At 69.7% G+C, this 23,680-nt stretch carries 26 protein-coding genes and 1 pseudogene; 12 read left to right on the top strand and 15 right to left on the bottom strand.

What is annotated here, in order from left to right; all coding sequences use genetic code 11:
* Positions 1-42 precede the first annotated feature (42 nt).
* From O7601_RS28760 to O7601_RS29545, 3 genes and pseudogenes are all read left to right on the top strand, one after another.
* Entirely contained in the window at positions 43-450 is a 408-nt protein-coding gene (locus tag O7601_RS28760) for a hypothetical protein (protein WP_281564169.1), read from the top strand.
* An 11-nt stretch (positions 451-461) separates the two neighbouring features.
* On the top strand, positions 462-1,058 hold the full coding sequence (locus tag O7601_RS28755) for a hypothetical protein (RefSeq protein ID WP_281564168.1): 597 nt from the start codon (positions 462-464) through the stop codon (positions 1,056-1,058).
* 96 nt (positions 1,059-1,154) lie between these two features.
* Positions 1,155-1,256 (top strand): annotated as a pseudogene (locus O7601_RS29545) (VapC toxin family PIN domain ribonuclease); the annotation flags it as partial.
* Between the two features lie 650 nt (positions 1,257-1,906).
* On the opposite strand, the gene O7601_RS28750 reads toward O7601_RS29545, so the two are convergent.
* From O7601_RS28750 to O7601_RS28740, 3 genes are all read right to left on the bottom strand, one after another.
* Complete coding sequence (locus tag O7601_RS28750; RefSeq protein WP_281564167.1) at positions 1,907-2,179, bottom strand: Txe/YoeB family addiction module toxin; 273 nt, start codon at positions 2,177-2,179, stop codon at positions 1,907-1,909.
* Positions 2,176-2,475: a type II toxin-antitoxin system Phd/YefM family antitoxin gene (locus O7601_RS28745; RefSeq protein WP_281564166.1), complete on the bottom strand. Its 300-nt coding sequence runs from the start codon at positions 2,473-2,475 to the stop codon at positions 2,176-2,178. Before O7601_RS28745 ends, O7601_RS28750 begins: the two co-directional genes overlap by 4 nt.
* Positions 2,476-2,875: 400 nt before the next feature.
* Complete coding sequence (locus tag O7601_RS28740) at positions 2,876-4,423, bottom strand: hypothetical protein (RefSeq protein WP_281564165.1); 1,548 nt, start codon at positions 4,421-4,423, stop codon at positions 2,876-2,878.
* A gap of 318 nt (positions 4,424-4,741) precedes the next feature.
* Between O7601_RS28740 and O7601_RS28735 the strand changes: the two genes are divergently transcribed.
* Genes O7601_RS28735 through O7601_RS28720 form a run of 4 tightly spaced genes read left to right on the top strand, consistent with a single transcriptional unit; the run spans position 4,742 to position 7,042 of the window.
* Positions 4,742-5,089 carry a PadR family transcriptional regulator gene (locus tag O7601_RS28735; RefSeq protein WP_281564164.1) on the top strand — a complete coding sequence of 116 codons (348 nt, stop codon included), beginning with the start codon at positions 4,742-4,744 and terminating at the stop codon, positions 5,087-5,089.
* Positions 5,090-5,091: 2 nt separating this feature from the next.
* The gene (locus tag O7601_RS28730; RefSeq protein WP_210940785.1) at positions 5,092-5,472 is read left to right on the top strand and encodes a DUF1048 domain-containing protein; all 381 of its coding nucleotides are present in this window, start codon (positions 5,092-5,094) and stop codon (positions 5,470-5,472) included.
* Positions 5,469-6,281 (top strand): ABC transporter ATP-binding protein, encoded by an 813-nt coding sequence (locus tag O7601_RS28725; RefSeq protein ID WP_281564163.1) that lies wholly within the window; start codon positions 5,469-5,471, stop codon positions 6,279-6,281. Before O7601_RS28730 ends, O7601_RS28725 begins: the two co-directional genes overlap by 4 nt.
* On the top strand, positions 6,278-7,042 hold the full coding sequence (locus O7601_RS28720) for an ABC transporter permease (protein WP_281564162.1): 765 nt from the start codon (positions 6,278-6,280) through the stop codon (positions 7,040-7,042). The genes O7601_RS28725 and O7601_RS28720 overlap by 4 nt, the downstream gene beginning before the upstream one ends.
* 108 nt (positions 7,043-7,150) lie before the next feature.
* On the opposite strand, the gene O7601_RS28715 is transcribed toward O7601_RS28720, so the two are convergent.
* From O7601_RS28715 to O7601_RS28700, 4 genes are all read right to left on the bottom strand, one after another.
* On the bottom strand, positions 7,151-7,933 hold the full coding sequence (locus tag O7601_RS28715; RefSeq protein ID WP_281564161.1) for an aminoglycoside phosphotransferase family protein: 783 nt from the start codon (positions 7,931-7,933) through the stop codon (positions 7,151-7,153).
* 220 nt (positions 7,934-8,153) lie between these two features.
* Complete coding sequence (locus O7601_RS28710) at positions 8,154-9,299, bottom strand: DUF6596 domain-containing protein (RefSeq protein WP_281564160.1); 1,146 nt, start codon at positions 9,297-9,299, stop codon at positions 8,154-8,156.
* A 6-nt stretch (positions 9,300-9,305) separates the two neighbouring features.
* Positions 9,306-9,713, bottom strand: coding sequence for a YciI family protein (locus tag O7601_RS28705; protein ID WP_281564159.1), 408 nt, complete (start codon positions 9,711-9,713; stop codon positions 9,306-9,308).
* Between the two features lie 117 nt (positions 9,714-9,830).
* Positions 9,831-10,709: a dihydrodipicolinate synthase family protein gene (locus O7601_RS28700; RefSeq protein ID WP_281564158.1), complete on the bottom strand. Its 879-nt coding sequence runs from the start codon at positions 10,707-10,709 to the stop codon at positions 9,831-9,833.
* 70 nt (positions 10,710-10,779) lie between these two features.
* Here O7601_RS28700 and O7601_RS28695 point away from each other — a divergent pair, with 70 nt between their 5' ends.
* From O7601_RS28695 to O7601_RS28685, 3 genes are all read left to right on the top strand, one after another.
* Entirely contained in the window at positions 10,780-11,688 is a 909-nt protein-coding gene (locus O7601_RS28695; RefSeq protein WP_281564157.1) for a LysR family transcriptional regulator, read from the top strand.
* Positions 11,689-11,800: 112 nt separating this feature from the next.
* The gene (locus O7601_RS28690) at positions 11,801-12,742 is read left to right on the top strand and encodes a phosphotransferase (RefSeq protein ID WP_281564156.1); all 942 of its coding nucleotides are present in this window, start codon (positions 11,801-11,803) and stop codon (positions 12,740-12,742) included.
* Between the two features lie 22 nt (positions 12,743-12,764).
* Positions 12,765-13,709 (top strand): aminoglycoside phosphotransferase family protein, encoded by a 945-nt coding sequence (locus tag O7601_RS28685; protein WP_281564155.1) that lies wholly within the window; start codon positions 12,765-12,767, stop codon positions 13,707-13,709.
* Between the two features lie 67 nt (positions 13,710-13,776).
* On the opposite strand, the gene O7601_RS28680 is transcribed toward O7601_RS28685, so the two are convergent.
* From O7601_RS28680 to O7601_RS28670, 3 genes are all read right to left on the bottom strand, one after another.
* Complete coding sequence (locus O7601_RS28680) at positions 13,777-14,466, bottom strand: dihydrofolate reductase family protein (RefSeq protein WP_281564154.1); 690 nt, start codon at positions 14,464-14,466, stop codon at positions 13,777-13,779.
* A 76-nt stretch (positions 14,467-14,542) separates the two neighbouring features.
* A complete protein-coding gene (locus O7601_RS28675; protein ID WP_281567084.1) occupies positions 14,543-15,820 on the bottom strand; it encodes a sigma-70 family RNA polymerase sigma factor in 1,278 nt (425 codons plus the stop codon).
* Entirely contained in the window at positions 15,817-16,179 is a 363-nt protein-coding gene (locus O7601_RS28670; protein ID WP_281564153.1) for a YciI family protein, read from the bottom strand. The genes O7601_RS28675 and O7601_RS28670 overlap by 4 nt, the downstream gene beginning before the upstream one ends.
* Positions 16,180-16,451: 272 nt before the next feature.
* On the opposite strand from O7601_RS28670, the gene O7601_RS28665 reads away from it, so the two are divergent.
* Both O7601_RS28665 and O7601_RS28660 read left to right on the top strand, forming a co-directional pair.
* Complete coding sequence (locus tag O7601_RS28665; protein ID WP_281564152.1) at positions 16,452-16,721, top strand: hypothetical protein; 270 nt, start codon at positions 16,452-16,454, stop codon at positions 16,719-16,721.
* A complete protein-coding gene (locus tag O7601_RS28660) occupies positions 16,721-17,758 on the top strand; it encodes a hypothetical protein (RefSeq protein WP_281564151.1) in 1,038 nt (345 codons plus the stop codon). Before O7601_RS28665 ends, O7601_RS28660 begins: the two co-directional genes overlap by 1 nt.
* 127 nt (positions 17,759-17,885) lie before the next feature.
* On the opposite strand, the gene O7601_RS28655 is transcribed toward O7601_RS28660, so the two are convergent.
* Genes O7601_RS28655 through O7601_RS28635 form a run of 5 tightly spaced genes read right to left on the bottom strand, consistent with a single transcriptional unit; the run spans position 17,886 to position 23,677 of the window.
* Complete coding sequence (locus O7601_RS28655) at positions 17,886-19,349, bottom strand: NAD-dependent succinate-semialdehyde dehydrogenase (protein WP_281564150.1); 1,464 nt, start codon at positions 19,347-19,349, stop codon at positions 17,886-17,888.
* A gap of 3 nt (positions 19,350-19,352) precedes the next feature.
* Complete coding sequence (locus tag O7601_RS28650) at positions 19,353-20,525, bottom strand: alcohol dehydrogenase catalytic domain-containing protein (protein WP_281564149.1); 1,173 nt, start codon at positions 20,523-20,525, stop codon at positions 19,353-19,355.
* 29 nt (positions 20,526-20,554) lie between these two features.
* A complete protein-coding gene (locus O7601_RS28645; RefSeq protein WP_281564148.1) occupies positions 20,555-21,448 on the bottom strand; it encodes a carbohydrate ABC transporter permease in 894 nt (297 codons plus the stop codon).
* 4 nt (positions 21,449-21,452) lie between these two features.
* Positions 21,453-22,394 (bottom strand): sugar ABC transporter permease, encoded by a 942-nt coding sequence (locus O7601_RS28640; protein ID WP_281564147.1) that lies wholly within the window; start codon positions 22,392-22,394, stop codon positions 21,453-21,455.
* A 2-nt stretch (positions 22,395-22,396) separates the two neighbouring features.
* The gene (locus tag O7601_RS28635) at positions 22,397-23,677 is read right to left on the bottom strand and encodes an extracellular solute-binding protein (RefSeq protein WP_281564146.1); all 1,281 of its coding nucleotides are present in this window, start codon (positions 23,675-23,677) and stop codon (positions 22,397-22,399) included.
* Positions 23,678-23,680 lie beyond the last annotated feature (3 nt).

Here is a 23,680-nt window from a genome sequence, read left to right as displayed (position 1 = left end):
GGCCAACCTGAGTGGAAGCGGATCGCCGGCGATCGTGGCGGCGTGGTTCGCATGGTGGTGCCGGCGAACGCGGAGCGGGCACTGTACGGGCCAGCCGGCTCGACGCCGATGCTGGCCGGCGCCAATAAGCCCCCACCCGACGTTTCCTTCCGAGATGCCAGCGGGCGGGAGGTGTACCGGAGAGAGGTCAAGACCTTTAGTGGGGCGCCGACCACGTTCGCTCGGCAGTTCGAGGACTATGCGAAGAAGTTGGACTACCGGGGTGAGTTGTATGTGCAGGTATCCAGAGGTACGGACATACAACGGCTGATGGAGGCGTTCTGGGCCAAGAATCGCGACGATCGCCGCTTGGCGAGGTACGCGGACGTGTACGTTGCGTTCCACACGCCGGATGGTCGGCCGGCAGGGTTGTGGATGCTGGGGGCTCGTGGAATGGGCGTATCCGGTTAGAGGGGTGACAGGTGGGGGCATCGGCGTTTCTCTACTGCGCGTGTAACCGGATCTGCTGGGGGCTCGGCAAGCCGTTGAGTGAGCAGCCCGGCGGCGCTGTCATCAGGTATGCCGGCAATCCTGGTGAGCCGGTCTTCTCGCAGTCCCGGCTACCGTCCAGCGCGTTGTGGAAGCTGCTTGCCGACCATGTCGGTCACCAGCTTCGGGTGACTCACGACTGGGATCCGGAACTGCACCGTCAGATGGAGAGCGGTGTGCTGCCGGCGATGCTGGACGCGGACGGCGACCTGGACATACCCCTTCCGGCCTACCTTGCCGGCTGGCCGGAGGATGGGTTCGCAGAGTTGTTGTCCGCTGGCTTCGACGGCACTGACGAAGGGTTTTTGACCTGCGAACGCTGCCCTGAGCGACTGGCCCTCGGCTGGGCGCTGCGGGATCGCGCAGGTGCCCTGTTGCTGTTTCACGCGGGCGACCAGGGTGAGGTGGCCAATTCTCGGCAACCGGAGCTGAACGCGGCGGCTTGGCGCTTCCTCACCGTGCACTTCCAGCATCCGTTGCGGGTGGTCGCGCATCCCGCTGGGAAGCGTGCTCCGGCCGACGGCTGTTGACAGTCGGCGGTGTCGGGTCGGGCGGCATGTCGCTCGCGGCGTACGTCGCCGGGTTCACCGGTTGATCTCGGGACAGACCTGCAAGCGGTTAGGGGCGCGGCGGCGGAGTTGATGGCGTGCCCACTCGTTACCGATGATCGTCGGCTCGCCACAGCCAACGGCGTCTGCTGCGAGATCCGACTGCTCGTGGCCTCCTGACGTTGGCCGCCCGAGGATCATCGGCCTGACGCCCTTGGAGCGGCCAACCTGAGTGGAAGCGGCTGACCGACGATCGTCGCACTTCGGTTCGCATGGTGGTACCTCCGGCCCACTTTGTTGATCTTTGATGCGAACCAGGCGATCGCAGCGCGTCGTGACGCTCTGGTTGGCTGCCCGACGCGGCTGGCTGGCCACGGATCCGTCGCCGAATGCGCTAGCGTCAGGGGAATGAAGAATCGCGCCGCGAGGTACGAGCCACTGACGGTGGCACGCCTAGGGGCTCTGCTCGTCGGCTCCGACGAGACGCGACGGTGGCGGTTGGTGGCGGAGTTCCTCGAGGAGTACCGCTGGGAGCCGGCTGAGATGCGCGCCGGTCTGCTGGACCAGGAGCCCACGTGTACCGGCGACGAGCGCTGGGACGTGTTCCTCGCGGCGTTGACGGAACACTTGGCAGCGCGCGCCGCCATGGGTCCAGGCGCGGTCGCTCCGGCGGTTCTGGTTCCCCTTCAACACTCCTGCCGCCCGGGTCGACGCGGTGGTACACGCGCCGGCGGCGTTCCGTCGTCGGGGCGTGTTCGTGTCGGCGCAGGAGTTGAACGTCGCGTGAGCCTTGATGATCCACTGCTGGACCGCGCGGCGATCGAGGATGCCTACTTGTCGAGGTAGTGGCCGTGGCAGGCGGCGATTTCCAGGTCGCCGCCACGGACGCGGTAGATGAGCCGGTGTTCGTCGTTGATGCGGCGGGACGACCATCCAGAGAGTGGGCCTTTCAGCAGTTCGGGCTTGCCGAGACCGGTTCCGTGTGGATCTCGTTGAACGTCGAGGATCAGTTTGCTGATGCGGCGGACCATCTTCACGTCCCGGCGTAACCAGCCGTCGTAGTCCTCCCATGCGTTGGGGGTGAAAACGATGCGCAGGCTCATGCGGCTTTCTTGCCGGGTTTCGGAGAGTAGGAGCTCGAGTCGAGCGGATGCTCCTCGAGTAGGCCGGCATCGGCCTGGGCGATGCTCTCCAACAGTCGGCGGGCGTTCGAGGCGGAACCGAGAGCATGCAGCGTCTCGTTCATGGCGTTCCACTCGTCGAGCGAAACCATGACGACGGCCTTGCCGCCGCCGCGTGGGATGACGCACTCCTCGGCATCATCGATCACCGCATCGACCACGGCGGCGAGGTTCTTGCGAACGTCGCTGATTGTCAGCACCTTCATCTCGGCCCCCAAGAACAGAACGTACGATCAAACGTACGTGTAATGGTACGTCAAGGGTGTGACGAGCGAGAGGTCGATCGGGCGCGTGGGGCGTTGACTCGCTGTGTTGACGAGACACGCCGCGTCGGGAGGCTGGGCAGCGGGTGGACGGGCCAGACTGGGCCGCCATGTGCGACCGGCGCGTGGCTGAGCCCGGAGCCGCGGAGGCGTCCGACGCGGCGCGGCTGGCGTTCAAGCTCAGTCGTGCGGTTCGGGCGCTTCGCGAGCCTCGAGGTCGGAGTCAGGCGCAGCTCGCGCACGTTCGGAAATGCCCCAGTCGGCGGTTGCCCGGTTCGGGGCGGGAGGGACCGTTCCGACGGTACCGCCGCGCCCACAGCGGACACGCCTCCGGGCGTCGCCGGGACTGCGCCGCCTACTGGCCTTGCTGGTATCGGCTCAGCGTCGACGTGGTGCTTGCTGGCGGGAGCTGACGCACCGGCGGCACCCCAATGCGACCGTCAGGCAACGGGTCAGGGGCCTTCTCGGCCCATCTGCGTGACGGAGGCGACACCAGCGACAACGCGACCAGAAGCCATACCACCGAAGAGATCCGGTTGGCGGTAGTCGTGGGTAGGCCAAGCGATCCGGCGGCTACAACGACCAGCACCCCGGCGCCGAACCGTGCCACCGCCGGGTCCGTCCACCGACGCACGCCGAGCCAACACCACCCCAGTGCGGCAACGATCGCGGCCTGTGCCGCCACTCCGACGATGCCGGCCATCACCAGCGCCTCCACCCAGGCGCTGTCGTATGCGACACGTAACCCGTCCAACCCGAAACCGAACCACGGCGAGTGGGTGAGGACAATGTCCACCGGCCGGCTGAGGGTCGAGTTGTCGCCGAATCGCGATGCGGTGTAGAGGTCGATGAGGCTGCCGCTGCGGCTGCCGGGGTCGAGCCACGCGCCGAGGAGAACACCGCCGATCGGTGTGTCAGGTTGTCGCGCCTGGTGATCGAAGACGGCTAGGACACCGCAAACGGCGAGAGCGGCACCGGCCCGGGTGCGCCACGACGATCCCGTCCAGGTCTGCCAAAGCGCGACAGGCAACCCGATCAGGAGGAATATCTTCGACGCGGTAAGGAGCCCACCGATCGTGAGTACGACACCGGCAGCGGCGAGCATCATGGGCTGGCGGCGCAACGCGTACACGGCGGCGATCAGTCCCAGCGAGTACGCCACCCCGGCCTCGGCGGGCTGGTTGAAGATCCCCGAGTAGCGGCCCATCGTCGTGGCCCGCTCCGCCGTGGAAACGCCGGTGTCGCCTACCCACCACGCGGACAGCAGTTGGTCGTACTCGCCGGGGCTCATCAGCATCAGATAGGACACGGCTGCGTTGGCGGCGAGCGCGGCCACCAGGGTTAGTGCGGCGACCCGTAGGAGGCGACGCCGGTCGGGGTGGCCGGCGGCGATCAGGTAGCCAGCGGTGAGGGCGATAACCGGCAGCAGCAGGTTGTCGAGGCCGGCGAGGAAACCGACGGGTCCGTAACCGGTGGCTTGGTTGCTGGGGCCGATCGCGGCAAATGCGGCCACGGCTAGGTAGGTTGCCATCGCTGCGATTACCAGCATCGCCCGTGCGGGGATTTTGCGGAGGTGACGCGCGCCGGCCAGCAGCGCCAGCCCTGCAACAGCGCAGACGGCGGCCTGTTCGGTGCGGATGCCGGCTGCAAGGTACGGGCCGAACGTGGCCAGCACAATGATCATGATGGCGGCTTCGGATGTGCGTTGGTGTGCGGTCACACGACTCCTGTGCGCCGGCATGATCGACTCCCACTGTCGCCCCCGGCCGGGGGAATTCCCCTTTTGTACCAAACGGCCGGGTAAGGTGGTTCCAGATCGGCGATGGTGTCGTTGACCTTCGTCGCGCGTGACGGGCCGCGCTTCACCAGCCGCTTCGACCCAGGTGAGTCCGTTCGCGTCCATGGCGATGGGGCGGTAGACATCTCGGCCGCCACCCTCTGGGTGGCCCTGTCGCGGTGCCGCGGTTGAGGAGTATTCCGCAGGCCACCCACCCGTGACGGCCCCGCGAGGCGGGCCCTCGGTGATGGCTGCCCGCTCGTGCCCCTTGATCACTGTGGGCGGCGTTTCCTTGTATCAGTGACGTGCCGGGCGCTCCGCGCGACGCCTCTCCAGATCCCGGCGCCTGTCCGAATTCCTTGGTATTCAGTGTTGCTATCTACCGGTACCTAGCGGTACTGTCTACCAGTAGTCAGCGTCGCTTGGTAGCGAAGGGATGAAGGCATGGGCAACCAGATGACCGAGATGCTGAAGGGCACCCTCGAAGGCATCGTCCTGGCGATCCTGGCCCGCAGGTCCGCGTACGGCTACGAGATCACCGCGTGGCTGCGCGACCGCGGTTTCTCGGACATCGCGGAAGGCACCATCTACGCACTGCTCGTCCGCGTGGAGCAACGGGGGTTCGTGGACGTGGAGAAGGTGCCCTCCGAGAAGGGGCCCCCGCGGAAGGTGTATTCGCTAAACGCGAAGGGGCGGGACCAACTCGCCGAGTTCTGGAGGACCTGGAGCGTCCTCACGGATCGCATCGAGCAACTCCGTCACAACGGCAACCAAAACGACCAGGGAGCATGAGCATGGCCGCGAAGTGGATCGAGACGCTCGTCGGATCGCTGGAGCAGAAGAAGCAGTACAAGCACCACATGGCCCGGATCGAGGCCCTGCCGGAGCCCTATCGCGGCTCCGCCAAGGCGCTGCACAGGTACTTCATGTACCACGGTGGCATCCTCGACGGCGACACGATCACCACGATGCTCGGCGACTTCGTCGACCTCTGGGAGCGTGCGGTCGCCGACGGAACGCCGGTCCGCGCCGTCGTCGGCGACGATCCGGTCGAGTTCGCCGAGACCTTCCTACAGGCATACGCCGGCCGGCAGTGGATCGACAAGGAGCGCGAGCGTCTCCGGAAGGCGATCGACGCCGCCGACCACAACAGCGGGCAGGAGGACAGGTCGTGATCACCGAGACGCGTGAACCCGCGATCAGAGTGCGGGCCGTCACCAAGTCCTACCAGGACCTGCACGTGCTGCGGGGTGTCGACTTCGACGTGGCGGCCGGGAACATCTTCGCGCTGCTCGGCTCGAACGGCGCCGGAAAGACCACGCTGGTGCGGATTCTGTCGACGTTGCTGAAGGCGGACAGCGGCAACGCGACCGTCCACGGCTTCGACGTTTCCTCGGTGCCGGCCGACGTACGCAGGTCGATCAGCCTGACCGGCCAGTTCGCCGCAGTCGACGGCGTGCTCACCGGTCGGGAGAATCTGGTCCTGATCGCGAAGCTCCGCCATCAGAGGAATCCGGGTGCGATCGCCGACGACCTGCTCGCCCGCTTCTCGCTCACCGATGCCGGCAACCGCCGGGCGGTGACGTACTCGGGCGGCATGCGCCGGCGGCTGGACATCGCGATGAGTCTGGTCGGCAACCCGCCGGTCGTCTTCCTCGACGAGCCGACCACCGGCCTCGACCCACAGGCCCGCATCGAGGTCTGGCAGACGGTGAAGCAACTCGCCAAGGACGGCACGACCATTCTGCTGACCACTCAGTACCTCGACGAGGCCGAGCAACTCGCCGACCGAATCGCGATCCTGCACAAGGGCACCATCATTCAGCACGGCACCCTCGCCGAGCTGCGGCAGCTCCTCCCGTCCGCGAAGGTCGAGTACGTCGAGAAGCAGCCGACCCTTGAAGACGTCTTCCTCGCCCTCGTCGGTGACAGCAGTGACACCACCGACGAGGCGGCCATCGAAGCGGGAGAGGAATCCCGATGACCGCCCACGTCCTCAGCGACACCGCAACCCTCACCGGCCGCTCCCTGCGCCACATCCTCCGCAGCCCGGACACCATCATCACCACGGCGATCACCCCGATCGCGCTGCTGCTGCTCTTCGTGTACGTGCTGGGCGGGGCCATCAACACCGGCACCGGTGAGTCGTACATCAACTACATGCTGCCGGGGATCCTGCTCATCACCATCGCCTCCGGCATCGCCTACACGGCGTACCGTCTGTTCCTGGACATGCAGGGCGGCATCTTCGAGCGCTTCCAGTCGATGCCGATCTCGCGCCCCTCCGTGCTCTGGGCGCATGTCCTGACCTCGCTCATCGCCAACCTGGCCTCGCTCGTGATCGTCATCGGCGTCGCGCTGATCATGGGATTCCGGACCAGCGCATCCGTGGTCGACTGGCTGGCCGCCGCCGGCATCCTGGTCCTGTTCACCCTCGCCCTCAGCTGGGTCGCCGTGATGCCGGGCCTGACCGCAAAGACCATCGACGGCGCCAGCGGCTTCAGCTATCCGTTGATCTTCCTGCCCTTCATCAGCTCGGCGTTCGTCCCCACCGACTCGATGCCCGGCCCGGTCGCCTGGTTCGCCGAGAACCAGCCGGTGACGTCCATCGTGAACACCCTCCGCGGCCTCTTCGCGCAGCAACCCGTCGGCAACGACATCTGGATCGCCCTCGCCTGGTGTGTCGGCCTGCTGGTGGTGGCCTACGTCGCCGCGACGGCGATCTACCGCAAGAAGATCAGCTAGCCGATCGCACGGAACGGCGCCGCGTCCGCACGGACGCGGCGCTGTCCCCTGTGCAGCGCCCACCTGCGAGATCGGCTGTCGGGCGACGACAGCCGCAGGATGGCCGGCTCAGGGATGCAGGGCGCGTTCGAAGATCACGCGGTTCGCGCGTACATAATTCGCGTCGTTCAGGTACTGGATGTGGTGTCCGTCCGCGAGGTGACCGGCGAAGGCGGCGTTGCCGGCGGCTGCCTGGGTCTGCATGAAGTCGACGAGTGCGTGCAGCCGGGCGGCGGTGACATCGACCAGGTCGGATCGGGCGCTGTCGTCGAGCCCGTAGCGGTCGCAGAACGTCCGGAGCCGATCGGCCTGTTCCTCCGGGGTTCCGAAGCCGTCCGTGTTCTCCGGTGCGGTCATCGGCACCCACCGGTAGGCCGCGTAAGCGACATCCCAGATCCGGGGGCCGGGCTGGGCGTGGTCGAAGTCGATGATGCCCACGACGCGGTTGCCGTCGAGCACGCAGTTGTGTGGCGCGTAGTCGCCGTGACAGATGACCTCGACCGGTTCGGTCGCCGGCACCTGCCAGCCGTCGCGGGGCGCTTGCCTCGCGTACTCGGCTGTCGCGTCGTGATAGGCCCGCAGCAGCGCGGCGGCACTCTGCAACGCCTCGACCGAGGCCGCCGCGGGGGTGGGTGGATAGTTCGACACCTCGCCCGGCAGGAAATCGAGGATCTCGAAGCCGGGTTCGCTCGTGTCGCGTACCCGGGGCGTCGCCGTGAAGCCCTGGGCGGCGAGATGCCGCAGCAGGTCGTGGACCAGTTCGGACCACGGTCCGGTAGGTCGGCGCACCGTGTCGCCGATCCGAACGACCTCGTTGACGCCGCCGCCCGCCAGGATCTCCCGCTCGATCATCCCGCCCACCTGTCGCGTCGACGTCCGTCCGACCCCGCACCGATCAGCCGGCCACGCGCCGGCCGACCGAACCTGACCGTACGACGGTACGAGGCCGCTCGCGAGCGTCGACCTGGAGGGTGACGGTTCGCCCTCAACGACCTGCTCACCTTCCCCGACGGACTGATCGCCCGCGTCGACTCCTACGTCGTCCCACTGCCCTGAGCGGCTGCCGGGGCGGTCAACGGCGCAGCAGCGCGTTGAGTCGGGCGGCCTGACGGGTGAGATGGTCGATTTCGGGAAGGCTGGGCGCCGATCGGGCGGCCTTGGCGTAGAGGCGTGCCGCGGTCGCCAGGTCGCCGTCACGCTCGTGCAGGTAGGCGGCGACAGCGGCGTACCGGGGCAGCGCGGGGTCGAGATCCGCCAGGGCGGCCAGGCCAGCCCGTGGCCCGTCGGCCTCGCCGACCGCGACGGCCCGGTTGAGGCGGGCCACCGGGCTGTCGGTGAGCCGCACCAGTTCGTCGTACCATTCGACGATCTGCACCCAGTCGGTCTCCTCGGCGGTGCGGGCGTCGGCGTGCAGCGCGGCGATGGCGGCCTGCGCCTGGAATTCGCCCAGGCGGTCCCGGGCCAGCGCGTTCTGGAGCACCTGCACGCCCTCGGCGATCAGGCGGGTGTCCCAGCGGCCACGGTCCTGTTCGGCCAGCGGTACCGGCCGGCCTCCGTCGGTGGTCCGTGCCGCGCGACGGGCGTGATGGAGCAGCATGAGCGCGAGCAGGCCGGCCACCTCCTCGTGTCGGATCCTGGCCGCCAACTGGCGGGTGAGTCGGATCGCCTCTGCGGCGAGGTCGACATCGCCGGAGTAGCCCTCGTTGAAGACCAGGTAGAGCACGCGCAGCACGGTGCTGACGTCACCGGGTTGGTTGAACCGGACTCCGGTGACGGTCCGCTTGGCCCGGCTGATCCGTTGCGCCATTGTCGTCTCCGGCACCAGGTAGGCCCGCGCGATCTGGCGTGTGGTCAGTCCGCCCACCGCCCGCAGCGTCAGCGCCACCGCCGAGGCCGGGGTCAACGACGGATGCGCGCACAGGAAATACAGCGCGAGCGTGTCGTCCACCAGCTCGCCCCGCCCGGGCGTGGGCTCGACCTCCACCAGGGCCTCGCGTCGTCGCCGCGAGGTGTCCGCGCGAGCCGCGTCGAGGAACTTCCGCCAGGCCACGGCGACCAGCCAGCCCTTGGGGTCGCGCGGCGGGTCGGTAGGCCATGCCCGGACGGCCTCGACCAGCGCGTCCTGCACGGCATCCTCGGCCGTCGCGAAGTCGACCCCGCGACGGACGAGGATGCCGATGACGGCGGGAGTAAGGGTCCGTAGGACGGCCTCATCCACCGTGCGTCACTCCGAGATGGTCGGCGGCTCGGTGAGGAACGGCCGCACCTCGAGCCACTCGTGCAGCGGCTTGCCGCCGGCCCCTGGTGCCGCGGACAGCTCACCGGCCAGCTCCAGCGCCCGGTCGTAGGTCTCGACGTCGATCACCATCCAGCCGGCGATCAGATCCTTGGTCTCGGCGAACGGGCCGTCGGTGACCGGCGGTCGCCCCTCGCCGTCGTAGCGGACGAACGTTCCCTCGGGGGAGAGCGCCTGACCCTCGACGAACTCGCCGGAGTCTTCGAGCCGAGCCGCGAAGTCGCGCATGTACTGCACGTGGGCCGAGATCTCCTCGGGCGTCCACTGATCCATCGGCGCGTCGTACAGCGGGGTCGGGCCGCCACGGTAGTGCTTGAGCAGCAGGTACTTGGCCATCGGATGCTCCTTGTCAGGTACGGGCCATTGTGGCCGCGTTCGCAGCAGGGACGGAGCCCGACCCGACTTCTCGACATGCCGCCGGGAAATTTCTCGCCGAAGTTCGCCGGATGCCCCTCATGTTGGTCCGTCCGGCACCCCGGCCAGGCAGGTAAGCGCCCAAGCGGTGGCCGTCGAGGTGGCGGGCAGCAGCGGCGGGCGGACGAGCGGCGTCGGTATCCGCCCCTGGGCGTGCAGCACCGCCTTGACCACGGCGGGGTTGGGTTCGGCGAACAGCGCGGCCGAGAGGGTGGCGAGCCGGTGTCCGAGCGGCCGGGCCCGGGCGACGTCGCCGGACCGCCAGGCGGCGACCAGGTCGGCGTAGTCGGCGGTGGCGAGATGCGCGGAGGCGAGGATCCCGCCGGCCGCGCCGAGTGCCAGCAGCGGCGAGACGTACGCGTCCTCGCCGCACAGCACCGCGAAGCCGGACGGCGGGTCGGCGAGAAGGGCGATCGTGTCGGCGTCGATGCCGCCGACCGCGTGCTTGACGCCCACCAGGCCGGGCAGCCCGGCGAGGCGGCGCAGCGTGCCGACGCCAAGCTGCTGCCCGGTGCGGTACGGGATGTGGTACGCGATCAGCGGCACCGGGGAGTCCTCGGCCAACCGGGCGTAGTGCCCGAGTACCGCCTCTTCCCCGGGGCGGAGAAACGGCGGGACCAGGCAGAGCGCCGCTGTGGCCTCGGGTCGCTCGGCGAGTGCCCGCAGCTCCGGCGCGGTGTGCGCGCCGACCAGGAGACCGGCCCGGTGTTCCCGGCAGGCCGCGGCGACCGCGTCGAGAACCCCCCGCTGCTCGACGGCGCTGAGGGCGTGCGGCTCGGCGGTGGTGCCGAGGGCGACCAGACCGGCCGCGCCGGCCTTCAGCACCTCGTGGGCGAGAGCGCTCAGCGCGTCGAGTGCGACGGCACCGTTCCCGTCGAACGGCGTGATCATGGGTACGTAGAGCCCGGCAGGTGTCATGCTGCCAGCCTTCGCCAGCGGAAAATGAAGCACCAGTTCCGATTACTCACCGAATACGTAAGCTGAGCTGATGCTTGACGTTCGCCGTCTACGCCTGCTGCGGGACCTGTCCCACCTGGGCACCATCGCCGCCGTGGCCGAGGCGCACACCTACACTCCGTCCGCCGTCTCCCAGCAACTCGCCGCGCTGCAACGTGAGGCCGGCGTCGCGCTGCTGGAGCGGGCCGGCCGGCGGGTCACCCTGACTCCCACCGGCGAGGCGCTGGTCCGGCACGCCGAGGTCGTCCTCGCCGTCTTGGAGGCGGCCGACGCGACCCTCGCCGCCGCGCGGGGCGGGCTCTCCGGCACGGTACGCATCGGCGCGTACCCCAGTGCCGTGCGTACGCTGCTGCTGCCCGCCCTGGTCGCGCTCGGCCGTGACCATCCCGCGCTGGACCTGATGGTGGCCGAGCTGGATCCGGTCGCGGTGCCCGCCGCGCTGCGCGACCGCCGCCTCGACGTGGCTCTGGTGCACGACTACGACATCGTGCCCGTCGAGCCGGATCCGGCCCTGGACTCGGTGCCACTGCTGGACGAGACGGTGTTCCTGGCCGTCGGGAAGGACCACAATCTCACCGGTGACCCGATGCGCTCGGTACACGACGCGGACTGGATCTTGGGCAGCCCGGGCACGCTCTGCCACGCGGTGACCCTGCACGCCGGTGAGTTGGCCGGCTTCCGCCCGACCGTGCGGCACCACGCCGACGACTTCACCGCCGTGCTCGCCCTGGTGGCCGCCGGCCAGGGCGTCGGACTGGTACCCCAACTGGCGGTCGAACGGCCGCCCACCGGGGTGGTTCTCGTCCCCCTCACCATCCGGCGGCGTACCCGGATCGCCTACCGACAGGGCGCGGGCGGCCATCCTGCGGTCGCCGCGAGCGTGGCCGCCTTGCGGGCCGCTGCCTTGGCCATCCGCCCAGGCCGGGCGGGCAGGGCGTGACACCGGGCCGGTCCAGCGCGTTGGCGGCGGCAGGCGGGCGAGTGAGTTCGGTCGGACGCCCGCCTGCTGGTCCTTCTTACGGTAGGTGTGCTGAAGTGACATGGTGGATCCGGTGGAGATCGCCCGTCGCTTCGCGCTTGGCCGAGCGGCAAGCCTGTCGGATGGGCCCGTGGCGCGCGGCAAGCAGGGGCTCGTCTGGCGGCTGGATACGGCAGACGGCAGCTGGGCGGTGAAATTGCCGCTGCACCAGGCCAGCGAGGACGAGGTGCGGCCGGCGGCAGCGTTCCAGGAGGCGGCCCACGCCGCCGGTGTCCCGACGCCGCAGGTGCGGCGGACCAGTGAGGGGGACGTGCTCGCCACCATCGCGGGCAGGCAACTCAGGGTGTACGAGTGGGTCGACGTCAAGGCCCCCGACCCCATGCTCGATCCGGCGCTGGTGGGAGCGGTGGTGGCGGCCATCCATCGCGTACCGATCGCGACGTGCGGAAAGGTGGACCCGTGGTACCACGAACCGGTCGGCGCCGATCGCTGGGACCGACTGGTCGAGCTGCTTGTGGAAGCGCGAGCGCCGTTCGCCGGCCGGTTGGCCGAACTGCGTGATGAGCTGGTCGCGTTGGAGTCCTGGATCGAGCCACCCCAGACGCTGCGGACCTGCCACCGAGACCTGTGGGCCGACAACGTCTTGTCGACCATGGACGGCGGAGTGTGCGTCATCGACTGGGAGAACAGCGGGCCGGCTGACCCGAGCCACGAACTCGGCTGTGTGCTCTTCGAGTTCGCCCGTGCCGATGCGGGGCGGGCCCGCGCCCTGGTCGACGCCTACCGGCAGGCCGCTGGACCGGCATCGGTACATCGGCGGGGGCACTTCTCCATGCTCATCGCGCAGCTCGGACACATCACCGAGGTCGCCGCGACCGACTGGCTGGCACCGAACGCCCGCTCCCCGGAGCGCGCCGACTCCGCGGCATGGATCGATGAGGTTCTTGACGAGCCACACACCCGCGAACTGCTGGAAACCCTTCTGCTGGCGGTGCGCGCAGGCGACCTGCGGTGAGGGGCCCCACGCGGAGAAATGGATGGCTTCTTCTCGGGCTCTCCAGCAGTATCGCGGCGTGACGCTGCACCAGGGTGAGATTCCGGTCGACGAGGATGTCGTCAGGTCGCTGGTGGCCCAGCAGTGCCCACAGTGGGCGGACCTGCCGTTGTCGCCGGCGGGCGCGGGCACCGACAACACCATGTACCGGCTCGGCGCGGACCTGCTCGTACGGCTGCCGCGTACCGCCGACAAGGCGCCGGCGCTGCGCAAGGAACAGCGCTGGCTGCCCCGGCTGGCACCCGTGCTCGCCTGCCGGATCCCGGAGCCACTGCACACCGGCGTACCCACCGGCGCCTTCCCGCTGCCCTGGTCGGTGTACCGGTGGATCGACGGTGACGAGGTCGGGCCGGAGACCGTCTCGGACTGGGTTGCCTTCGGCACCGACCTGGCGGGGGTGGTGCGGCAGCTGCACGGCCTCGACCTCATGGGGGCGACCCGCACGGGCGAGCTGAGCTGGTACCGCGGCGGGCAGCTGCGGCCCTGCGCCGACTGGATCGGCCGCGCCCTCGCCGACTGCCGGGACATCGTCGGCGCGGAGATCGACATCGACAACGTGGAACGGCTGTGGCAGGCGGCGCTCGCCCGGCCCGAGCCGTCCGGGCCGCAGGTGTGGTTGCACGGCGATCTGAGACCCGCCAACCTCCTGGTCCGGCACGGCAGGCTGCACGCGGTCATCGACTTCGGTGGCCTGTCGGTCGGCCTGCCCGACGCCGAGCACGCCCCGGTGTGGGATCTGCCGGCCGAGGCCCGCCACGCCTACCGGAACGCCGCCGACGTGGACGACTCGGCCTGGATCCGCGCCCGTGCCTGGGCGATCGCCGTGGCCGTCAGCGGTATCTCGTACTACCAGCACAGCTACCCGGCGTTCGTGGCCGAGTGCCGGGCCCGCCTCCAGGCGATCCTCACCGACGAGAGTCCGCCGTGACGGGCCGCGCCAGGGGGACGGGCGGGCCGAGGTGCTCGCCTTCCTCGCCGCCGGCTGACGGCACGCCCTACGGGGTGCCGGTGCCGCGACCGCGATCATCGAGGACCAGCGGGGCACGGCCGCGCACCGCGTACCGGATGTGGGTGACCTGCGGGCCGGGGACCACCCGCTCGGCGACAAGCTCGATCGCCTCGAAATCGTCGAGGCCCAGGTCGTCGAAGAGGCGGAGCCCGGCACCGAGAACGACCGGCACCACGTGCAGCTCCAACTCGTCGAGCAGCCCGGCCCGCAGCGCCTGCCGGACCAGGCTGCCGCCGCCGGCCACTGCGACGTCCCGGCCGCCCGCTGCGGCCCGCGCCTGTGCCACCGCGCTGGCCAGTCCGTCGGTGACGTAGGTGAAGCTGGTGCCACCCTGACGGTGCAGGGTCGGGCGGGGCCGGTGGGTCACCACGAACACCGGAGCGCGGAACGGTGGTTCGTCGCCCCACGGCACCTCGCCGCCGTCGGCCATCCGGCGACCCATCACGTACGCGCCGGCCGCGGCGAACGACTCGGCGATGATCTCGGAGTCGGCATCGTGCCGGCCGCCGGCGAAGCCCTGCCGCTCGCGCCACGCCATCGCCTCGGTGGCCCACCGGGTCACCCGAAAGAACCCGTGGCTCTCCGCCGACCGCAGCCAGTCGCCGTCGCCGTCGTGCTGTGGGCCGGCGTAGTAGCCGTCCAGCGACACCGACAGTTGGGCGGTCACCTTCGTCATGTCCGTTCCTCCCGGATCCGTCGGCACCCACCGTGGATGCCGATCCACAGGTGGATCGGAGCAGCACGGCCCGCTTCTACCGGATCCGAGAGTGACCTGGCTCACAGGTAACCTGGCTCGGGTCGCTCGCGGCGGCGGCGCGGCGCAGCAGGTATCGCCGTTCGGGATAGCTGCCGGCATGGTCCGCCGCCGCCCGCCACTGCGCTGCCGCGGCGGCCCGATCGTCGGCGAGTTCCAGCAGATGGGCGCGGACGGCGTGCAGTCGGTGGTGCCCGGCCAGCGGCCCCGACTCCACCTCGGACAGCAGGGCCAGCGCGGCGGCCGGCCCGTGGACCATGCCCACCGCCACCGCCCGGTTCAAGGTGACCACCGGGTTGGGTGCGACCTGCTCCAGCAGCTGGTACAGGGCGAGCACCTGCGGCCAGTCGGTGGCCTCGGTGCTCGACGCCTCCGCGTGCACCGCCGCGATGGCGGCCTGGATCCGGTACGGCCCGGGTGGTGCGGCGGCCAGGCTCCGCTCGACCAGAGCGCGACCCTCGTCGATCGCCGTCCGGTCCCACCGCCTGCGGTCCTGCTCCGCCAGCGGCACCAGTTCACCGTCCGGGCCGACCCGGGCCGCCGCCCGGGCCTCGGTGAGCACCATCAGCGCGAGCAGGCCGGCCGTCTCCCCGTCGTCGGGCAGTTGCTCGTGCAACCGGCGAGTCAGCCGCAGGGCCTGCCCGGTCAGGTCGGCGCGACGCAGCCGGGGGCCGCTGCTGGCGCTGTAGCCCTCGTTGAACATCAGGTACAGCACCTGGCGTACGACGGACAGCCGGGCCCTGCGTTCCGCCGCCGGCGGCGGTGCGAACCGGGCGCCCGCCTCCCGCAGCCGCTGTTTGGCCCGGGAGATCCGTTGCCCCATGGTCCGCTCCGACACCAGGAAGGCTGTGGCGATCTCGGCGGTGGTGAGCCCACCCACCGCGCGCAGGGTCAGGGCCAACTGCGCGGGTGCCGGCAGCGCCGGATGGCAGCAGAGCAGGAACAACTCCAGCAGGTCGTCGCGGGGCGTCTCGGCGTCGGGCGGTGGGGCGACCAGCGCGTCGCGTGGGGCGAGGTCCAACGCCGTCCGCTCGCGGCGGGCGCGGGCGGCCTCGGTGCGTACCAGGTCGACGTAGCGGCGGGCGGCGACGGTGTGCAGCCAGCCCGACGGCTGCTCGGGCACGCCGTCGAGGGGCCACCTCTCGACGGCGGCGACCAGGGCCTCCTGCACGGCCTCCTCGGCCCGACCGAAGTCGCCGTACCGGCGAACGAGCGTACCCAGCAGCTGCGGTGCGAGCCGGCGCAGCAGGTCGACGCTTGTCGCATCGAGGCTCAGTGGTCCGCTCCGGTCATCAGCGGCCAGATCTCCAAGCCGCCGCTGGCGGTGCCGAACCGCAGGCCCGGATAGTCACGGGCGATCTCCAACGCGCGCCGTTCGTCCTCGACGTCGACCACGAAGTACGAGCCGACGTACTCCTTGGCCTCCAGGTACGGCCCGTCCGTGACCACCGGAGCGTCCCCGGTGATCCGCACCGACCGGGGCCGGGACACCAGCCCCTGCACGTCGACCAACTCGCCGGAGGCCCGCAGCGCCTCGTTGAAGGCGTCGACCCGCTCGATCAGGGTGGTCAGGTCGTCGTCCGGGAGGCTGCCCCAGATCTCCTCGTTGCCGTAGATCAACATCAGATACTTCACGTGTCGCCTCCATAATGGTCAATATGTCCGGAAACGGACAAGACGCCGGAGCGTGCCCCGACGCACTGTTGTAGCAGGTAGCGAGGCTGCGGATGGCGGGCCACATCCGATCCTCCGGCCCGGGGCGGGCAGCGTGACGTCCCGCCGGCCGCTAGTACGGATCCCGCCGGGGCGCGCCGCCGCGCCACCCGGCTCCGGCCCGCCGTCGCAGACCAGCCGCACCGACGGTGTTGCACCGCTGGTCACGGCGACCAAGCCAGGAAGGAGCCGCCATGGCCGCTCCCACCGCCAACGCCTCGATGAATCCCACCACCTACTCGCCGGGCGAGCAGATGCTGCTGACCGTCAACTACGGCGACCCGGATCACCAGCGGTTGACCGTGACGGTCACGGTGGCCGACGCGCAGGGCAACCGTAGCGCCCCCGTTTCGGTGACCGCGGTGATCGATCCGCTCACCGTCACCGTCGCCGACGACTCGGGGCGCGCCTGGTCGCGGGTCTCCGACAACGGTGCGGTCGCCGTCTACCGGGCGGTGGCGTGATGCCGAGGGTGACCGTCACCGTGCGTGACTCCGCCAACCGGACCGCCAGCGCCAGCGTCGCCTACACCGTGCTGCCGCCGGTGCTGGGCGGGTACTACCTCTCCGGCGGCGCGGACCCGACGGCCGACATGGTCGGCGGCAACTTCCGGTCGCTGACCCAGTACCGCAGCTTCGCCGACGCCTACATCTTTCCCGGCTACCAACGCCCCTGGCTGATCACGTTGGGTCGGGCCGGGGTGCAGCTCAACATGGTGCTCGAACTGAAGCACTACGGCGCGCCCGACACCGGACCGCAGAGCTTCACCGTGGACGGGGTGCGGTACACGGTGCCGGCGCCCGCGATGACCATTCAGCAGCGGCCCGGCGCGATCTGGCCGAAGGCGTACGGCTACGGCCAGGTCCTCGCCGGGCAGTGCGACGGACTGTTCGCCCGGGCGCTGTCGCAGTACCGGACGATGGGCTTCGCGGTGAACATCCAGCTCGCCTCCGAGTTGGACACCGATCACGAGTTCGGCACCACGGAGGCCGGCAAGGCGTACACCTGGGCCGAGTCCGACGCGCGGGCGGTGCAGGCGGTGACGTACATCGTCAACTGGTTCGGAGCCAAGGGGCTGCCGCAGGGCAGCACCTTCTCGGTCGGGGTCGGCGGGTTCGACCGCGCCTGCTTCCGGCGCACCCACCCCGAGGCGTTGATGACCCGGCTGGACTACCTCCAGTGGAACGTCTACGCGACAAGTCCCAGCCACACCGCGCTGGAGCGGTTCCGGCGCACCAAGGACTGGGCGGTGGCCGATCTCGGCCCGGTGGCGTTGTCCCGTCCGGTGCTCATCGCCGAGTGGGGCGTACGGGTCATCGAGATCCCCGACCAGGCGGCCTGGATCGCCACGGTGCCACCGGCCATCGCCCGGCTCAACGCCGAGCGCGGCCCGCTCATCGCCCGGACGAACTACTTCAACTCCGGCTGGGGCACCCTCAACCCGAAGGCGACCGGTCTGGCCGCGCTGCGGGCCGCGTACGCCCGGCCGCCGTACGGCTGATCCTCATGGTGTCGATGCCCAGACGCTGGCGGCGAGCGGCACAACCTCGGCCTCCTGCTATGGCGGCCCGGCCGCCCGCACCGGGACGCGAACGCATTCCCGCGTGTGGGCGACCGGGCCGGTCGCGTTACTCGGCCATGCCGACGTACTTTGTCTCCAGGTACTCCTCGATACCATCACGACCGCCCTCCCGACCGAGGCCGGAGAGCTTGATCCCACCGAAGGGTGCCGCCGCGTTGGACACCACCCCCTGGTTGAGGCCGACCATGCCGACCTCCAACCGCTCCGCCACCCGCAGCGACCTGCGCAGGTCGGCGGTGTACACGTAGGCCAGCAAGCCGAAATCAGTGTCATTGGCGGCAGCGATGACCTCATCCTCGTCACGAAAGGTCAACACGGGAGCGACCGGGCCGAAAATCTCCTCGGTCAGTAGCCGGGAGTCCGGCGAGATACCGGTAAGCACTGTCGGGGCGAAGAAGAACCCGGCGCCGGGCATCGGACCGCCTTCGAGCACCGGCGTCGCGCCCCGAGCGAGTGCGTCGTCGACCAGGCCGGCGACCTTGTCGCGTCCCACGGCATTGATCAGTGGTCCGACCTGCGACCGCGGGTCGATGCCGGGACCGATCGCCAACTCCGACATGCGCTGCGCCAGACGGCGGACGAACTCCTCAGCCACCGGCTCGGCGACGAAGAACCGATTCGCCGCCGTGCACGCCTCGCCGATGTTGCGCATCTTCGCCGCCATCGCCCCGGCCACCGCGTCGTCCAGGTCGGCATCGTCGAAGACGATGAACGGTGCGTTGCCACCCAGCTCCAGTGACACCCGTAGCACCCGGTCGGCGGCGGTCCGCAGCAGGTGGGATCCGACGGGCGTGGAGCCGGTGAACGACACCTTGCGCAGCCGGGCGTCGTTCATCAGTGCCGCGCTGACCGGTGCCGGGTCCGCAGCGGTCACCACGTTCAGCACCCCGGGGGGCAGGCCGGCTTCGACCAGGATCTCGGCGATCGCCAGCGCACACAACGGAGTCTCCTCCGCCGGTTTGAGCACCGTGGTGCAGCCGGCGGCGAGTGCCGGGGCAATCTTGCGGGTCGGCATCGCCAGCGGAAAGTTCCACGGAGTGATCAGCAGGCTGGGGCCGACCGGTTGGCGCATCACCAGGATCCGGTGTGTGCCCTCGGGGGTGCGACGGAAGTCGCCCTCAATCCGGGACGCCTCCTCGGAGAACCAGCGGAAGAACTCGGCCGCATAGGCCACCTCGGCCCGTGACTCGACCAGTGGCTTGCCCATCTCCAGCGTGGCCAGCAGGGCGAGTTGCTCGGCGCGGTCGCGCATCAGCTCGTACGCTCGGCGGAGAATCTCCGCCCGCTGGCGGGCCGGAGTCGCCGCCCAGCTCGACTGCGCCGCCGCGGCGGCGTCCAGCGCGTCGAGGGCGTCGGCCGCAGTGGCGTCGGCGACCGACCGCAGAGGTTGACCGGTGGCCGGATCGACCACGTCGAAGATGCCGCCGGATCCGTCCCGCCACTGCCCGCCGATGAGTAGTTGACCGGGAAGACGGTCCAGGAGTTCTGTGGTGAGAGTGGATGTGGACACGAGTCAGTCCTCCGTCTTCGCCGGTGTCGCGGCGTCGGCCGAGTCGCAGCTCGCCCCGAAGCGCAGCAGTTGCCGGATGGCCCGGCCGTCGGCGAGGTCGTCCAACGCCTGGTTGATGTCATCAAGGGTCAGCGTCGCGGTGTGCAGTTTCTCGACGGGCAGCCGACCGGCGCGCCACAGCGCCAGGAAACGTGGAATGTCCCGCTGTGGCACGCAGTCGCCGAGGTAGGAGCCGAGCAGCTGCTTGCCCTCGCCGGCGAAGGCCAGCGCCGAGGTGCCGAGACGACTGTCCGGGTGGGGCAGGCCGACGGCGACGGCCCGGCCGCCGCGGACGAGCGCCGCGAGGCAGGCGTCCAGCACGCCGGCGCTGCCGGCCGTCTCGACCGCCACGTCGACTCCGCCCTCTGGTAGCCCGGCGATCAGCGCCGCTGCGTCGGCCGGGTCCACCGCGACGGTGGCGCCGACCTGTAGGGCGACCTCCCGCTTGGCCGGTACCGGGTCGACGGCGACGATCGGATCGGCACCGGCGAGCCGGGCGCCCATCACCGCGGACAGCCCGACACCGCCGAGCCCGTACACCGCGACCGCCTCGCCAGGGCGTACGGCGGCGGTGTGCAATGCCGCACCGGCCCCGGTCAGCACCGCGCAGCCGAACATCGCGGCCACCTCGAACGGCACGTCCGGGTCGATCACCACCGCCGACTCGCGCGCCACGACCACGTGGTCGGCAAAGGCCGACACGCCCAACTGATGGCGTACCGGGGTGCCGGTGTGATCCGCTAACAGCGGCGGGCCGTGCAGTAGTTCTCCGGCGGCGTTGGCTGCCGCACCCCGGGCGCACAGCGCCGCCCGCCCGGCCGCGCATTGCCGGCAGCGCCCGCAACTGGGCACGAACACCAGCACCACGTGGTCGCCGGGACTGACGTCGGTGACACCGGGGCCGACCCGAGCGACGACACCGACCGCTTCGTGGCCGAGCGCCATCGGTAGTGGGCGTACCCGGTTGCCGTCCACCACCGACAGATCCGAATGGCAGAGGCCGGCGGCCTGTACCGCGACCAGTAGTTCCCCTGGGCGCGGAGCGCCGAGTGTCAGCTCTTCGACCGTGACAGGTGCGCTGTCACGGTATGGCCGCTGCGACGTGGTGTGCCGCAGCACGGCCGAACGGATCTTCATCGTGTGTCTCCCCGCTTGTTGCGACATGCTCAGCCCTTGACCGCGCCGAAGCTCAGGCCACGGGCCATCTGCTTCTGCACGAAGATCGAGAAGATCAGGGCTGGAATCATGATCAGGGTGCCGGCGGCGGCCATGCCGCCCCAGTCGGTGCCCTGTTCACCGAGGAACGCGGTCATCGACAGTGGCAACGTGTTGGCCTCGCGGCTGGTTAACATCAGCGCGTACAGGAACTCGTTCCAGGCGAACATCCCGACCAGAACGCTGGTCGCGGCCAGTCCACCGGACGACATCGGCAGCACCACCCGCCATAGCGCAGCGAGCCGGGAACAACCGTCCACCCAGGCCGCCTCCTCCACCTCGACCGGCAGGTCTTGGAAGAAGCCGTGCATCATCCACACCGCGTACGGGATGTTCATCGCCGAGTAAATGATGATCATGCTGAATCGGGTGTCGAACACCTCCAGCGCCTTCAGACCGAGAAACAGTGGCACCACCGTGCTGATCGGCGGCACGAACCGGGTGGACAGGAACAGGAAGCTGATCGTCGCGCTGCCCGACGGACGCAACCGGGCCAGACCATAGGCCGCCAGCACCCCCAGCACCATCGTGATCAACGTCGACGTGCCGGTGATGACCAGGCTGTTCGTCAGGAACGACACCACCCGCGACTGGCTGAGGTAGGCGACGTAGTTGGTCCAGTCCGGGGCCACGAAGATCCGTGGCGGGATCTCGTACGCCTCGGTGCGGCTCTTGAACGAGGTCATCAGGATCCAGTAGATGGGCACCAGATATCCGACTGCCAGGAGCGTCACGAGCGCGTACTTGACGACGGTGATGGTCGTCCGGCGTCGGTTCGGTCGCCGGTTGCCGCCGGTCGGACCGGCCTGCCCCAGCGGCGGCGACGGCATGGTCGTCGTGGTCATCGAATCACCCCCGATCCGTCCGGGTGCTGCGCATCAGCCCGATGGCGATGGCGGTCATCAGCAAGAACATGAGCATGGCGATGGCCGAACTCTGGCCGAAGTCGAGATTGACGAACGCCCTGCGCCACACGGCCAGCGACAGCAACTCGGTCGCGCCGCCGGGGCCACCCTGGGTCATCGTGTAGACGTGGTCGAAGCCCCGGAACGCCCAGGTGAAGCGGAACAGCAGGGCGATTACGATCAACGGCATGATCGCCGGCAGGGTGACGTTGCGGAAGATCTGCCAGGCGTTGGCTCCGTCGATGCGGGCCGCCTCGACGGGTTCCCCCGGCGCCGCCTCCAAGCCGGCCAGCAGGAGCATGAACACGAACGGTGTCCACTGCCAGACGTCGACCACGATGATGGCGACCATGGCCATCGTCGGATTGCCCAGCCAACTGCCGTTGTATCCGACGGCATCGCCGATCAGCGTGACCAGGCCCACCTGATCGTTGAAGAGGAACCGCCACATCACCCCGACCACCGCCGGCGCCATCAGCATCGGCATGAAGAAGGCGGTCCGGAAGATCCGCCTACCCCAGCCGATCTGGTTGACCAGCATTGCCAGCAGCAGGCCGAACAGCAGCGACAGCAGCACCGTGCTGACCGTGTAGACCGTCGTGTTGACCGCTGCCGAGCGCACTGCCGGGTCGGCCAGCACCGCCCGATAGTTTTCCCACCCGGCGAAGTCCCGGTTCTGGCTGATCAGTTCGTGGTTGCGGGTGCTCAGCCACAGGGTGTACAGCAGGGGGAACAGACTGACCACACCGACCACCAGGAACGCCGGCAGTACGTACAGGTGCCCGGTCGAGAAGCGGAATCGGCGGGCGGGCCGCCGCCGCGCCCCGGACGTGGTGACCGGTGGCGGGGCGGCGGCACGCGCACGACGCGTGAGCGCGGCGGGCATGGTTACGAATCCAGTTCCCGGTTGACTGCGGCGGCTGCCGCGTCGAGGCCGGCCTGCGCCGAACCGCCGCCGGCCAGGGTGGCCTGCAACTCGGTCGCGATGAGGTTCTCGATCGACGAGATCTCCGGTAGTTTCGGATACGACCAGGCGTTCTGGGCCGCCTGCTCGGCCGACGCGAACGATGGATACTGATCCTGCAGGCGCGTCAGCAGGTCGGCACGGGCCGGCACGATCGCGCCGTCGGCGCTGGTGGTCATCCACTCCACCAGGTCAGGTGACATCAGGTACTGGACGAGCTGGTAGGCCGCCTCCGGGTTCGGGCTGCCGGCGGTGACCGCCAGCGCCCACGTGTTCAGCTTGGAGGTGCTGGGCTCGCCGGCGGTGGCCGGCGGCAGGGTGGCGTAGCCGATGTCGCCGGCCACCTGCGAGTCGTCGCCCTCGACGACGCTTGCCTGGTACGGCACCAGCAGGTCGGTGGCGGTGGCGCCCTGCGCCATCAGCGCGGCGTTGTCGTCGTAGGTGCGGTTGAGGTAACCCTGCGGCGACACACCGGTCAGCTCGCGCAGGAACTCCAGCGCGGCCACGCCTTCCGCCGAGTTGAACGCCGCCTCGGTGCCCTCGTCGTTGAGGAACTGGCCGCCGTTGAGCACTACGAGATCCATGAACAGTTCGGTGAACGACGCAGGTGCCAGGCTCAGGCCGACCCCGGACACGCCGTCGCCGCTGGCGGCCCGTGCCGACGCCAGCCAGGCGTCCCAGTCCACCGGAGGCTGCTCGATGAGGTCGCTGCGGTAGAACATGATCAGCGTGTTGAACTTCCACGGAAGGGCGAGCAACTGCCCGTCCACCCGGTTCGCCTCCAGCAGCGCGTCCGGGATGCCGTCGATGTCGAAGTCAGGGTCGTACAGATCCTCGTCGGCGAGGTAGTCGTCCAGCGGGCGCAGCCAGCCCGCGGCCTGGTACTCCCCGAGCCAGAAGTCAGGCACCGCGGTGACGTCGTACGAGCCGCCCCCGCCGGAGAGCTCCAGCACCTGCTTGTTGTGCAGGTCGGAGTAGGGGACCGTGTCCATCTCGACCTCGATGCCGGTCTCGGCGGTGAAGTCGGCCAGCTTCTCCTGCATCAGCTCGGCGTCGTAACCGGCGTGGCGCAGGAATCGCAGCGTGACCCCGTCGTACGGGTTGTCCGAGTCGGAGCCGCCGCCGCTACCGCAGGCGGTGGCCACCAGAGTGACCGCCGTGGCCGCGGCGACCATCCGCGCCGCACGTGTGATGTTCCGTTTCATGAC

Origin of the sequence: Verrucosispora sp. WMMD573, assembly GCF_027497175.1 — a bacterium.
Lineage (GTDB): Bacteria > Actinomycetota > Actinomycetes > Mycobacteriales > Micromonosporaceae > Micromonospora.
The sequence above is the reverse complement of the archived record's forward strand: the minus strand, read 5'-3'. Positions and strand labels throughout refer to the sequence as shown.